Origin of the sequence: Pseudomonas lalkuanensis (assembly GCF_008807375.1) — a bacterium.
GTDB classification, from domain to species: Bacteria; Pseudomonadota; Gammaproteobacteria; order Pseudomonadales; family Pseudomonadaceae; genus Metapseudomonas; species Metapseudomonas lalkuanensis.
The window spans coordinates 1,962,320-1,974,830 of record NZ_CP043311.1; the positions used below are offsets into that span (position 1 = coordinate 1,962,320).

General features: G+C 64.8%; 10 protein-coding genes. 7 read left to right on the forward strand and 3 right to left on the reverse strand.

The window, feature by feature from the left end; all coding sequences use genetic code 11:
- Window positions 1-44: 44 nt before the first annotated feature.
- Window positions 45-1,019 carry a tRNA dihydrouridine synthase gene (locus FXN65_RS09270; protein ID WP_151132810.1) on the forward strand — a complete coding sequence of 325 codons (975 nt, stop codon included), beginning with the start codon at window positions 45-47 and terminating at the stop codon, window positions 1,017-1,019.
- A 21-nt stretch (window positions 1,020-1,040) separates the two neighbouring features.
- On the opposite strand, the gene FXN65_RS09275 is transcribed toward FXN65_RS09270, so the two are convergent.
- A complete protein-coding gene (locus FXN65_RS09275) occupies window positions 1,041-1,775 on the reverse strand; it encodes an SDR family oxidoreductase (RefSeq protein ID WP_151138717.1) in 735 nt (244 codons plus the stop codon).
- A gap of 122 nt (window positions 1,776-1,897) precedes the next feature.
- Here FXN65_RS09275 and FXN65_RS09280 point away from each other — a divergent pair, with 122 nt between their 5' ends.
- A complete protein-coding gene (locus FXN65_RS09280; RefSeq protein ID WP_151132812.1) occupies window positions 1,898-2,344 on the forward strand; it encodes an Hsp20 family protein in 447 nt (148 codons plus the stop codon).
- A gap of 48 nt (window positions 2,345-2,392) precedes the next feature.
- Here FXN65_RS09280 and FXN65_RS09285 read toward each other — a convergent pair whose 3' ends face one another.
- Both FXN65_RS09285 and FXN65_RS09290 read right to left on the reverse strand, forming a co-directional pair.
- Complete coding sequence (locus FXN65_RS09285; protein ID WP_151132814.1) at window positions 2,393-6,079, reverse strand: sensor domain-containing protein; 3,687 nt, start codon at window positions 6,077-6,079, stop codon at window positions 2,393-2,395.
- A gap of 112 nt (window positions 6,080-6,191) precedes the next feature.
- Window positions 6,192-7,079: a LysR family transcriptional regulator gene (locus tag FXN65_RS09290; protein ID WP_151132816.1), complete on the reverse strand. Its 888-nt coding sequence runs from the start codon at window positions 7,077-7,079 to the stop codon at window positions 6,192-6,194.
- 170 nt (window positions 7,080-7,249) lie between these two features.
- On the opposite strand from FXN65_RS09290, the gene leuC reads away from it, so the two are divergent.
- Genes leuC through asd form a run of 5 tightly spaced genes read left to right on the forward strand, consistent with a single transcriptional unit; the run spans window position 7,250 to window position 12,411 of the window.
- Window positions 7,250-8,674: a 3-isopropylmalate dehydratase large subunit gene (leuC, locus tag FXN65_RS09295; RefSeq protein WP_151132818.1), complete on the forward strand. Its 1,425-nt coding sequence runs from the start codon at window positions 7,250-7,252 to the stop codon at window positions 8,672-8,674.
- Between the two features lie 15 nt (window positions 8,675-8,689).
- Complete coding sequence (gene leuD, locus FXN65_RS09300; protein WP_151132820.1) at window positions 8,690-9,334, forward strand: 3-isopropylmalate dehydratase small subunit; 645 nt, start codon at window positions 8,690-8,692, stop codon at window positions 9,332-9,334.
- Between the two features lie 17 nt (window positions 9,335-9,351).
- On the forward strand, window positions 9,352-10,116 hold the full coding sequence (locus FXN65_RS09305; RefSeq protein ID WP_151132822.1) for a class I SAM-dependent methyltransferase: 765 nt from the start codon (window positions 9,352-9,354) through the stop codon (window positions 10,114-10,116).
- A gap of 42 nt (window positions 10,117-10,158) precedes the next feature.
- Window positions 10,159-11,241: a 3-isopropylmalate dehydrogenase gene (gene leuB, locus FXN65_RS09310; protein ID WP_151132824.1), complete on the forward strand. Its 1,083-nt coding sequence runs from the start codon at window positions 10,159-10,161 to the stop codon at window positions 11,239-11,241.
- Between the two features lie 57 nt (window positions 11,242-11,298).
- Window positions 11,299-12,411: an aspartate-semialdehyde dehydrogenase gene (gene asd, locus FXN65_RS09315; RefSeq protein ID WP_151132826.1), complete on the forward strand. Its 1,113-nt coding sequence runs from the start codon at window positions 11,299-11,301 to the stop codon at window positions 12,409-12,411.
- Window positions 12,412-12,511 lie beyond the last annotated feature (100 nt).

Below are 12,511 nucleotides of genomic sequence, written 5' to 3' on the forward strand. Positions count from 1 at the left end.
ATGCTGCGTAAACTACGCGCCTTTTTCCTGTGAGCCTTTCCCCCATGCAAATCGCCCTGGCCCCGATGGAGGGGCTGGTCGACGAGATCCTTCGCGATGTGCTGACCCGTGTCGGCGGCATCGACTGGTGTGTGACCGAATTCATCCGGGTCTGCGATCGCCTGTTGGCGGCCAGCACCTTCGAGAAGCTGGCCCCTGAACTGGCCGATGGCGCCCGCACCCGCGCCGGCACGCCCATGCGCGTGCAATTGCTCGGTTCCGACCCGGTCTGCCTGGGCGACAACGCGGCGTTTGCCTGTGAGCTCGGAGCCCCGGTGGTCGACCTCAATTTCGGTTGCCCGGCCAAAACGGTGAACAAGTCCCGTGGCGGTGCCGTGCTGCTCAAGGAGCCTGAGCTTCTGCATGCGATCGTTCGCGAGGTGCGCCGCGCCGTGCCGGCGGACATTCCGGTGACCGCGAAGATGCGCCTTGGCTTCGAAAGCCCTGACGGCGCCCTGGATTGCGCGCGGGCCCTGGCCGACGCTGGTGCCCAGCAGATCGTGGTGCATGCGCGAACCAAGGTCGAAGGTTACAAGCCGCCTGCGCATTGGGAGTGGGTGGCGCGGGTGCAGGAAGCGGTCAAGGTGCCGGTATTCGCCAACGGCGAAGTCTGGACCCTGGATGACTGGCGTCGCTGCCGCGAAGTGAGTGGTGTGGAAGACATCATGCTTGGCCGGGGCCTGGTATCCCGTCCCGACCTCGCCCGGCAGATCGCCGCCGCGCGCGGCGGCGAGCCGGTGCAGGAAATGACCTGGACCGAACTCCAGCCCTTGCTCCAGGACTTCTGGCGCCAGGCCCGCAGGAAGTTGGCGCCGCGTTATGCGCCCGGCCGCCTGAAGCAGTGGCTGGGTATGCTTACCCGCAGCTACCCCGAGGCGGTCGCGCTGTTCGCCGAGGTGCGCCGTGAAAACGACTGCGCGCGGATCGATTCGCTGCTTTGGGTGCCTGACCTGAGCCGGGAATGGGCTGAAGCGGTCTGAACTTCCCGTGGGGGCGGGGCGCTAGCGCCCGCCCGCTACATCCAGAAATGCCCCGCTGGTGTAGGACGCCTCTTCGCTGGCCAGCCAGAGGATCGCGCTGGCGACTTCCTCGGCTTCGCCGCCACGCCCCATGGGCACCGACTGGCTCACCCGCCGGACCCGGTCCGGCTCGCCGCCGCTGGCGTGGATCTCGGTGCGGATCACGCCGGGACGCACCGCGTTGACCCGAATCCCCTCCGTCGCCAGTTCCTTGGCCAGGCCCAGGGTCATGCTGTCGACGGCGCCCTTGGCGGCCGCGTAGTCGATGTATTCGTTGGGCGCGCCGATGCGCGCGGCGATGGAGGACAGGTTGACGATGGCGCCGCCCTGTCCGCCATGGCGGGTGGACATGCGCTTGATGGCTTCCCGTGCGCAGAGGAAGCTGCCGGTCACGTTGGCCCGCAAAACCCGCTCGAAACGGGCGACGTCCATGTCTTCCAGGCGCATCTGGCGTTCCAGCATGCCGGCGTTGTTGACCAGCACGTCCAGCCGCCCGTATGCCTGGTCAAGTCGTTCGAACATCGCCAGTACCTGGGCTTCGTCGCCGACATCCGCGCAGAGGGCCAGGGCGCGGCCGCCAGCGGCCTCGATTTCACGCACCAGCGCTTCGGCCGAGTCCCGCTGCTGCCGATAGTTGATTCCCAGGGCGTAGCCGCGCTGCGCGGCGAGGCGCGCCGTGGCGGCGCCGATGCCCCGGCTGGCGCCGGTGATCAGCATGACTTTCATGAGTTTTTCCTCGGGGTCTTGAAATGTTTTCGAGCGTCCATATCTAGGTTGCTGCGGGACGCCGAAGTCGGGTCCCGCTCTCGAAATACTTGCTGATTATTCAGGAGATCAACATGAGCACTGCATTTTCCCTCGCCCCTCTGTTCCGTCATTCCGTGGGCTTCGACCGCTTCAACGACCTGTTCGAATCCGCCCTGCGCAATGAAGGTGGCAGCACCTATCCGCCCTACAACGTCGAGAAGCACGGTGACGACCAGTACCGCATCGTCATCGCCGTAGCCGGCTTCCAGGAAGAAGACCTGGATATCCAGGTGGAGCGCGGCGTGCTGGCCGTCAGCGGCGGCAAGCGCGAGAGGAGCGACGAGTCTGTCACCTACCTGCACCATGGCATCGCCCAGCGCGCCTTCAAGCTGTCGTTCCGCCTGGCCGACCACATCGAGGTCAAGGCCGCCGCTCTGCAGAACGGCCTGCTGAATATCGACCTGGTGCGTGTGGTGCCGGAAGAGGCGAAGGCCAAGCGTATCCCGATCAACGGCCAGCGCGCAGTGCTGGAAAACTGATCTCCGGGCTTTACCGGAAAAGAAGAGGGCGCCCATGGGCGCCCTTTTTCATGGTCCACCTTCAGGCGGTCGTTGCTGGCTCTGGGCGAGCAGGGCGCGGAACTCGGCCAGCGGTACGGGCTTGCTGTACAGGTACCCCTGGTACAAGTGGCAGCCCTGCTGTTCGAGGAAGTCCAATTGCTCCCTGCGCTCGACGCCCTCGGCGATCATTTCCAGACCCAGGCTGCGGGCCATGGCGACGATGGCACGAATGATCTCTGCATCGTTGGGGTCCTGGGTGGCATCGCGGACGAAGGACTGGTCGATCTTCAGCGCATCCACCGGCAGGCGCTTGAGGTAGGTCAGCGAGGAGTAGCCGGTGCCGAAGTCGTCCATGGCAAAGCTGGCCCCCAGTTTCTTCAGGCGACGCATCTTGCCGATGGTGTCCTCGATGTTCTGGATGACGATGCCTTCGGTGACTTCCAGTTTCAGCAGTTGGGCGGGGAGTTGGCTCCGTTGCAGGGCGCGCTCCACACGCTCGACGAAGTCGCTCTGGCGGAACTGCCGGGGACTGATGTTCACGCAGAGTCCGAAATCCCTCGCATTGACCAGTCCCTCGGCGAGCAACTGTTCGCAGGCGTTGCAGGCTTCGTCCAGCACCCAGGCACCGACGTCGAGGATCAGGCCGCTCTCTTCCAGCACCTGGATGAAGTGGCCGGGGGACTGAGGTCCCAAAGTCGGATGTTGCCAGCGGAGCAGGGCTTCGGCGCCAACGATGCGGTTGTTGCGAGCATCCACCTGGGGCTGGAAGTGCAGTTCGAACTCACCGCGGGCCAATGCCATGCGCAGGTCGTTCTCCAGTCGCAGGCGTTCGCTTGCCGCCTCCTGCATGGTGCTGCGGAAAATCTGTATCGCGTTGCGGCCGGAGTCCTTGGCGCGGTAGAGGGCGATGTCGGCGCGCTTGAGCAGGTCCGCCGGGCTCGCGCCGTGGTCCGGGATCAGGGCAATGCCGATGCTGGGGGTGACCTGAAGGCGATGCCCGTCCAGGAGCATGGGTTCGGCCAGCAGCTTGCGCAGCTTGTCGGCGATTTCCCGAACCTGGTGGGTGACTTCCGAGCGCTTGCCTTCGAGTCCGGTCAGCAGCACCACGAATTCGTCGCCGCCCAGTCGTGCAACTGTGTCTTCCAGACGCACGCTGGCTTCCAGGCGGGCGGTGACCATCTTGAGCACGGCATCGCCGAGGGGATGGCCGAGCGAGTCGTTGATGTGCTTGAAGTGGTCGAGGTCGAGGAAGAGCAGCGCTCCGCGCATCTTGTGGCGCTGGAGCAGGGCGATCTGCTGGGTCAGGCGGTCGGTCAGCAGTGCGCGGTTGGGCAGGTTGGTCAGCGGGTCGTGGTAGGCCAGGTGCTGGATCTGCGCCTGGGCGTCCTTGAGCGCGCTGATGTCCCGCGCAGTCAGCAGCAGGCAGGCCGTACCGTCCAGGTCGATCTGCTCCACAGAGACTTCCACGACCTTATGGCTGCCGTCGCGATGCTGGCCGAGCATTTCCAGGTGGTGCACACGGCCATTGCGCCTGAGTTGTTCGAGCAGGTGGTCGCGCTCGCCGGGCTTGGCCCAGATGTTCATCTCGCTCGCTGTGCGCCCCAGCACTTCGTCGGCACGGTACCCGGTCAGGCGGCTGAAGCCTTCGTTGATCTCGATGTAGCGGCCGGTGTCGCGCTCGGTGATGGTGATGGCATCGGGGCTGGAGTGGAACGCCTTGGCGAACTTCTCCTGGCTGGCCTTGAGCGCCGCCTCGGCCTGTTGGCGGGCGGTGATGTCGCGGAAGGTGGTGGTGATGCAGAGCTGGCGTTCGACGCGGATGAAGCGGCTGGACACCACGCAGGTCAGCAGGCGGCCGTCACGGGTGTGGAAGCGTGCTTCGACGTTGTCCAGCCCCTGGTCGCGCAGCAGTTCGCCGAACAGGCGTGAGCGCTGCTCGGGCTCGGCCCAGAACCGGAGCTGCGGAGCGCTCTTGCCGACGATCTCGTCGGGCCGCCAGCCGAACACTTCGCTGAAACTCGGGTTGATTTCAACGAACACGCCGTCACGGATTCGCGAAACGCAGATCGGGTCGGGGCTGGCCTGGAACAGGGTGACGAACTTTTCTTCCGAAGCCGCCAGGCGCTGTTCGCGGCGAACCCGTTCACTGATGTCCATGAGGATGCCGGTCATGCGAACCGGGTGGCCGAGGTCGTCCCGGTAGAGCTTGGCGGTGCTTTCCAGGTAGTGCACCGCACCGTTGTTGAAGCGAGTGCGATAGGTCACCTGGTAGTCGTTGCTCCGTCCTTCCAGAAGCTCTTGATAGGCGCGTCGCATGGTCTGGCGGTCTTCTTCCGGTACGCAGACGAAGAACTCGCGGAATTCGCCTTCGAACGGTTCCCTGGCCAGTCCGTGGAGGGCCGAAGCGCGCGCGGAACCGTAGAGAATGCCGGTCGCGATGTGCCAGTCCCAGGTGCCGAGGTCAGCGGATTCGAGCGCCAGGTTGAGGCGCTCCTGGCTGTCCTTCAGGGCCTGTTCCTGGGCGCGTTGGCGCGTGACATCGCGGGCCGTCAGCACCAGGCAGGTGCGGCCATCCAGCTCGATTTCCTCGCCGTAGAGCAGGCAGATGGCGCGGCTGCCATCGCGGTGGCGCAGGTTCACTTCCAGCTCGTTGAGCTGGCCCTGGCGCTGCAGGGTGTCGAGCATCCGCTGGCGCTGTGCCGGGTCCTCCCAGATGCCCAGTTCCAGGGAGCTGTGGCCGATGGTTTCATCCTGGCTCCAGCCGAACTGGCACTCGAAGCCGGCGTTCACCTCCATGAAGCAGCCGCTGGCGCGGTCGGTGATCACCACCGCGTCGGGCGTGCTGCGGAAGGCCTTGGCGAACTTTTCCTCGCTGCTGCGCAGGGCATTCTCGGCGCGCTTGCGTTCGGTGGTGTCGAGGAAGGTACTGATCACGAACGGCTGATCTTCCAGTTCGATGTACTGGCTGGAGAGCACACCATCCAGAATGCCTCCATTGCGCGTGCGCAGCTTCACTTCCTGGGAGATCGGTGCGCCACTGTTGCGGGCATTGCGCAGCAGCCACTCGCGCTGCTCGAGGTCTACCCAGATGTCCAGTTCCAGGGTGGTGCGGCCGATGGTTTCGGACACCGGCCAGCCCAGTACGTGCTCGAAGTGCTGGTTGGCCTCCACTATCAGGCTGTCGGTGAGGCGAACCAGCAGCACCACGTCCGGGCTCAGGTGGAACAGGCTGGAGTAACGTTGCCGGGAGTTGACCAGCTCCTGGGCGCGCTGCTGTTGCTGGGTGACGTCGCGGATCACGCCGATCATGCGGCGCCGGCCGTCAGTCGTGGGTTGCAGGCTGCCGCTGATCTCCAGCCAGTGCAGCGTGCCATCGGGCCAGCGGATGCGGTGTCGCATGGCGCGTTCGGATTGGCGGCCGTCGAGCACTTCGCGGAACAGGCGCAGGACTTCGACGCGGTCTTCCTCGGGAATCAGCTGGATGTAGTCCACCGGATGTTGCAGCGGTCGGTGAGGGTCCAGGCCGAACAAGGCCTGGGCGCCGCGGGACCAGTTGACCTGGCCGGAGTCGATATCCCAGGACCAGGCACCCAGGCGGGCGCCGTTCAGAGCCGCCAGAAGGCTCGCGGCGTCTTGCCAGGATTGCTCGAAGGCGACGGGATCGAGGGCAGGAATATGAGGAAGCGGAGGGTTCGGGTCACTGGCTTTGCGCATGCGCGCCCCTTTCCGTCGGTAGGGCAGATATCCGGGCCGGTGAATGGCGGAAGGTTCCAACGGCCTTCCCGGCCCTTTTCTTATGTGCTGCGGCTCAACTTATCCTTTGCCCTCACAGATACGCAAGGTTGTCGCGTTGCGCGTCCAGCAGCCCCATGAAGGCCTTGGCGGCGTTGGACAGGGTGCGCTCGGTGTGCAGGATGTAGCCGAGCTGGCGTGACAGCTGGATGTCCTGCAGCGGCAGGCGCACCACCGAATCGTCGAGCATGGTGCGCGGCAGTACGCTCCAGGCGATGCCGATGGACACCATCATCTTGATGGTTTCCATGTAGTTGGTGCTCATGGCGATGTTCGGCGTCAGCCCTTCCGCTTCGAACATGCGCCGCACGATGTGGTGGGTGAAGGTGTTGCCGCCCGGGAACACCGCCGGGTGCCTCGCCACGTCGGGGAGGAAGATGGTCTTGTCGCGGGCCAGCGGGTGTTCCGGCGCGGCAACGAAGTCCAGCGGGTCGTTCCACACCGGCACCGCTTGCACCGGCAAGGCGGTTTCCGGCGCCAGGGTGATCACGGCCAGCTCCACGCGGCCGTGGAGAATCTCCTCGTACGCCACTTCCGAGTCGAGGAACTGGATGTCCAGCGCGACCTGGGGGTAGGCGCGGGTGAAGGCGCGCAGCAGGGGGGGCAGGCGATGCAGGCCGATGTGGTGGCTGGTGGCCAGCGTCAGGCGGCCGCTGATGTCGCCGGACAGGTTGCTCAGGGCGCGGCGGGTGTCGTCCAGTACATTGAGAATCTGGTAGGCGCGGGGGAGCAGGGCACGCCCGGCCTCGGTCAGGCTCACTTCGCGCCCCAGGCGGTCGAACAGGCGTACGCTGAGTTGCTGTTCCAGCGAGGCGATGCGCTTGCTCACCGCTGGCTGGGTGAGGTGCAGGCGTTCCCCGGCTTCGGAGAAGCTGCCGGTCTCGGCGATGGCGATGAAGGCGTTGAGGCTGGCCAGATCCATAACTGGGCTCCATGGCAGAAGAGGGCCGGTCGGTTCTGCATTCCTTGATGGAATGCTTTAAATAAAAAATATGAATTTGAGTTATTCGATGCAAGCCCCTAGGATCGACCCCACAAGCAAAAGGGGCTTTCGACCCCTGCGCACGGAAACAAGCTGATGAGGACCTGACGATGGCCGGCAAGACGCTCTACGACAAGCTCTGGGATGCTCACGAGGTGAAGCGCCGCGACGATGGTTCGTCGCTGATCTACATCGACCGTCACATCCTTCACGAAGTGACCTCGCCGCAGGCCTTCGAAGGGCTGCGCCTGGCCGGACGCAAACCGTGGCGCATCGACGCCAACATCGCCACTCCGGACCACAACGTGCCGACCACCCGTGCCGAGCGCCAGGGCGGTCTCGAAGCGATCGCCGATGAAGTGTCGCGCATCCAGGTCAAGACCCTGGACGAGAACTGCGATGACTTCGGCATCCTCGAGTTCAAGATGAACGACGTGCGCCAGGGTATCGTCCACGTGGTCGGCCCGGAGCAGGGCGCCACCCTGCCGGGCATGACCGTGGTCTGCGGTGACTCCCACACCTCCACCCACGGCGCCTTCGGTGCGCTGGCCCACGGCATCGGCACCTCCGAGGTCGAGCACGTGCTGGCCACCCAGTGCCTGGTGGCGAAGAAGATGAAGAACATGCAGGTACGCGTGGAGGGCAAACTGCCCGCCGGCGTCACCGCCAAGGACATCGTGCTGGCCGTGATCGGCAAGATCGGCACCGCTGGCGGCAATGGCCATGCCCTCGAGTTCGCCGGCAGCGCCATCCGTGACCTGTCCGTCGAAGGCCGCATGACCATCTGCAACATGTCCATCGAAGCGGGCGCTCGTGTAGGCCTGGTGGCGGTGGACGAAAAGACCATCGCCTACGTGGAGGGCCGCCCCTTCGCGCCGAAGGGCGCCGACTGGGACAAGGCCGTGGCCGCCTGGCGTGACCTGGTGTCCGACGCCGACGCGCATTTCGACACCGTGGTCGAGCTGCGTGCCGAAGACATCAAGCCGCAGGTGAGCTGGGGTACTTCGCCGGAAATGGTGCTGCCCGTGGACCAGCGCGTGCCGGACCCGGCTGCCGAGGCCGACCCGGTCAAGCGTGGCTCCATCGAGCGTGCCCTGAAATACATGGGCCTCGCCGCCAACCAGGCGATCACCGACATCCAGCTCGACCGTGTATTCATCGGTTCCTGCACCAACTCGCGCATCGAAGATCTGCGCGCTGCCGCCGAAGTAGCCAAGGGCCGCAAGGTCGCCGCCACCGTCAAGCAGGCGCTGGTGGTGCCGGGTTCCGGCCTGGTCAAGCAGCAGGCCGAACAGGAAGGCCTGGACAAGATCTTCATCGAGGCGGGATTCGAATGGCGTGAACCGGGCTGCTCCATGTGCCTGGCGATGAACCCGGACCGCCTGGAGAGCGGCGAGCACTGCGCGTCCACCTCCAACCGCAACTTCGAAGGTCGTCAGGGCGCCGGTGGCCGCACCCACCTGGTCAGTCCGGCCATGGCCGCCGCTGCTGCGGTGACCGGTCGTTTCGTCGATGTTCGCGAGTTGCTCAAGTAAGGAAGGAGAGTCGAGATGAAAGCCTTTACCCAACACACCGGTCTCGTCGCTCCGCTGGATCGCGCCAACGTCGACACCGACCAGATCATTCCCAAGCAGTTCCTCAAGTCGATCAAGCGCACTGGCTTCGGTCCCAACCTGTTCGACGAATGGCGTTACCTGGATGTGGGCCAGCCCAACCAGGACAACTCCAAGCGTCCGGTGAACAAGGACTTCGTGCTGAACTTCCCGCGCTATCAGGGTGCCAGCGTACTGCTCGCCCGCGAGAACTTCGGTTGCGGCTCCTCCCGCGAGCACGCCCCGTGGGCACTGGAGGAGTACGGCTTCCGCGCGATCATCGCGCCGAGCTACGCGGACATCTTCTTCAACAACAGCTTCAAGAACGGCCTGCTGCCAATCATCCTGAAGGACGATGAAGTCGACGAACTCTTCCAGCAGTGCGAGGCTGCCGAGGGTTACCAACTGACCGTCGACCTCGCCGCACAGACCGTGACCCGCCCCGACGGCAAGCTGTACCGCTTCGAGGTGGACACGTTCCGCAAGCACTGCCTGCTCAATGGCCTGGACGACATCGGCCTGACCCTGCAGGACGCTGAAGCGATCAAGGCCTTCGAAGGCAGGCACCGCCAGGCCAACCCCTGGCTGTTCCGCGACGCCTGAACATCAAGGAGAGCGACGTGAGCGACAAGGCCCATGAGCAGGTGGTCCAGCGCCAGTTCGGCGAGCAGGCCGCTGCCTACCTGAGCAGCGCTGTACATGCCCAGGGCGTCGAGTTCGCCCTGCTGCAGGCCGAAGTGGCCGGTCGCGGCGACGCGCGCGTGCTGGACCTCGGTTGCGGCGCAGGCCATGTGGCGTTCCAGGTGGCACCGTTGGTCGGTGAGGTCATCGCTTACGATCTCTCCGCGCAGATGCTCGAAGTAGTGGCCGGTGCTGCTTCCCAGCGCGGCCTGGGCAATGTCGTCACCCAGCAGGGGATGGCCGAGGCGCTGCCGTTTGCCGACGCCAGCTTCGAGTTCGTCTTCAGCCGCTATTCGGCGCATCACTGGAGCGACCTGGGCGTGGCCCTGCGCGAAGTTCGCCGCGTACTCAAGCCGGGCGGCGTGGCTGCTTTCATCGACGTGGCTTCGCCCGGGCGTCCGTTGCTGGACACCCACTTGCAGACCGTCGAAGTGCTGCGTGACACCAGCCACGTGCGCAACTACTCGCCCGCCGAATGGCTGCGCCAGGTCGCCGAGGCCGGCCTGCAGACGCGCAGCCACACGCGCCAGCGGCTGCGCCTGGAGTTCGCCTCCTGGGTCGAGCGCATGCGCACGCCGGCGGTCTTCCGCGAGGCCATCCTGGCCTTGCAGGCATCCGTGGGCGATGAGGTTCGCGAATATTTCGAAATTGCCGCGGACGGCTCCTTCAGCACCGATGTCCTGGTGCTCTGGGCCGAACGCTAGAAAGTATTGCATGGCGCGGAGTGCGCCTAACGAGAGGAAAGCATGAGCAAGCAGATTCTGATTCTTCCCGGCGACGGTATCGGTCCGGAGATCATGGCCGAAGCGGTCAAGGTGCTGGAGGTGGCCAACGACAAGTTCCAGCTGGGCTTCGAACTGACTGAGGACGTCATCGGCGGCGCCGCCATCGACAAGCACGGCGTACCCCTGGCCGACGAAACCCTGGAGCGCGCACGCCAGGCCGATGCCGTACTGCTGGGCGCCGTGGGCGGTCCGAAATGGGACAAGATCGAGCGTGACATCCGTCCGGAGCGCGGCCTGCTGAAGATCCGTTCGCAACTGGGCCTGTTTGCCAACCTGCGTCCGGCCATCCTCTATCCGCAGCTGGCCGAAGCCTCCAGCCTCAAGCCGGAAGTGGTCGCCGGCCTGGATATCCTGATCGTTCGCGAGCTGACCGGCGGTATCTACTTCGGCCAGCCCCGCGAACAGCGCGTGCTGGAGAACGGCGAGCGTCAGGCGTACGACACCCTGCCTTACAGCGAAAGCGAAATTCGCCGTATCGCTCGTGTCGGCTTCGACATGGCCCGCGTGCGCAACAAGAAACTGTGCTCGGTGGACAAGGCCAACGTGCTGGCTTCCAGTCAGCTATGGCGCGAAGTGGTGGAGGAGGTGGCCAAGGATTATCCGGACGTCGAGCTCAGCCACATGTACGTAGACAACGCCGCCATGCAGCTGGTGCGTGCGCCCAAGCAGTTCGACGTGATGGTCACCGACAACATGTTTGGCGACATCCTGTCGGACGAGGCTTCCATGCTCACCGGCTCCATCGGCATGCTGCCTTCTGCCTCGCTGGATTCGAACAACAAGGGCATGTACGAACCCTGCCACGGTTCGGCACCGGACATCGCCGGCCAGGGTATCGCCAACCCGCTGGCGACCATACTCTCCGTATCGATGATGCTCCGCTACAGCTTCAACCAGACCGCTGCCGCCGACGCCATCGAGAAGGCCGTCAGCCTGGTGCTGGATCAGGGATTGCGGACCGGCGATATCTACTCCGCCGGTGCGACCAAGGTCGGTACTCGCGAAATGGGCGATGCAGTGGTCGCGGCACTGCGTAATCTGTAATCTGTCGGGCCCGCTGGAATGCCGGCGGCCCACTTTTTCAAGAAAGGTGTAGTTGTCATGAAGCGTGTAGGTCTGATCGGTTGGCGCGGCATGGTGGGTTCCGTTCTCATGCAGCGAATGCTGGAAGAGCGGGATTTCGACCTGATCGAGCCGGTGTTCTTCACCACTTCCAATGTCGGTGGCCAGGGCCCTGCGGTGGGCAAGGACATTGCCCCGCTGAAGGATGCCTACAGCATCGACGAGCTGAAGAGCCTCGATGTGATCCTGACCTGCCAGGGCGGCGACTACACCAACGAGGTGTTCCCCAAGCTGCGCGAAGCCGGTTGGCAGGGTTACTGGATCGACGCCGCGTCCAGCCTGCGCATGCAGGATGACGCGGTGATCGTCCTCGATCCGGTGAACCGCAAGGTCATTGACCAGAAGCTGGACGCCGGTACCAAGAACTACATCGGTGGCAACTGCACCGTCAGCCTGATGCTGATGGCCCTGGGTGGCCTGTTCGAAGCTGGTCTGGTGGAGTGGATGAGCGCCATGACCTACCAGGCGGCCTCCGGCGCTGGCGCGCAGAACATGCGCGAGCTGATCAAGCAGATGGGCGCCATCAACGGTGCCGTTGCCGATGATCTGGCCAACCCGGCCAGCGCCATCCTCGACATCGACCGCAAGGTGGCTGAAGCCATGCGCGGCGAAGATTTCCCCACTGAGAACTTCGGCGTTCCCCTGGCTGGCAGCCTGATCCCGTGGATCGACAAGGAGCTGCCCAACGGTCAGAGCCGCGAAGAGTGGAAGGGCCAGGCCGAGACCAACAAGATCCTCGGTCGCTTCAAGAGCCCGATCCCGGTGGACGGCATCTGCGTGCGCATCGGCGCCATGCGTTGCCACAGCCAGGCGCTGACCATCAAGCTGAACAAGGACGTGCCGATCGCTGACATCGAAGGCATGATCAGCCAGCACAACCCCTGGGTGAAGCTGGTTCCCAACCAGCGCGAAATCAGCATGCGCGAACTGACCCCGACCGCCGTGACCGGCACCCTGACCGTCCCGGTCGGCCGTCTGCGCAAGCTCAACATGGGCTCGCAGTACCTGGGCGCCTTCACCGTCGGTGACCAGCTCCTCTGGGGTGCCGCCGAGCCGCTGCGTCGCATGCTGCGCATCCTGCTGGAGCGTTGATGGCAAGGAGGGTGCCGATGAGGCTCGTCGGCACCTTCTGACCTTCGATTGCCTGCGTGCGGGGTGGCGGTTAAAGTGCCGCTCCTCGCATCGCCAGAAG

What these genes read in the sequence shown, in the direction of transcription:
- FXN65_RS09285 (WP_151132814.1), bottom strand. Translation starts at nt 6,079, where the DNA reads ATGCGCAAAGCCAGTGACCCGAACCCTCCGCTTCCTCATATTCCTGCC.
- FXN65_RS09270 (WP_151132810.1), top strand. Translation starts at nt 45, where the DNA reads ATGCAAATCGCCCTGGCCCCGATGGAGGGGCTGGTCGACGAGATCCTT.
- leuD (WP_151132820.1), top strand. Translation starts at nt 8,690, where the DNA reads ATGAAAGCCTTTACCCAACACACCGGTCTCGTCGCTCCGCTGGATCGC.
- FXN65_RS09290 (WP_151132816.1), bottom strand. Translation starts at nt 7,079, where the DNA reads ATGGATCTGGCCAGCCTCAACGCCTTCATCGCCATCGCCGAGACCGGC.
- leuB (WP_151132824.1), top strand. Translation starts at nt 10,159, where the DNA reads ATGAGCAAGCAGATTCTGATTCTTCCCGGCGACGGTATCGGTCCGGAG.
- leuC (WP_151132818.1), top strand. Translation starts at nt 7,250, where the DNA reads ATGGCCGGCAAGACGCTCTACGACAAGCTCTGGGATGCTCACGAGGTG.
- FXN65_RS09280 (WP_151132812.1), top strand. Translation starts at nt 1,898, where the DNA reads ATGAGCACTGCATTTTCCCTCGCCCCTCTGTTCCGTCATTCCGTGGGC.
- asd (WP_151132826.1), top strand. Translation starts at nt 11,299, where the DNA reads ATGAAGCGTGTAGGTCTGATCGGTTGGCGCGGCATGGTGGGTTCCGTT.
- FXN65_RS09275 (WP_151138717.1), bottom strand. Translation starts at nt 1,775, where the DNA reads ATGCTGATCACCGGCGCCAGCCGGGGCATCGGCGCCGCCACGGCGCGC.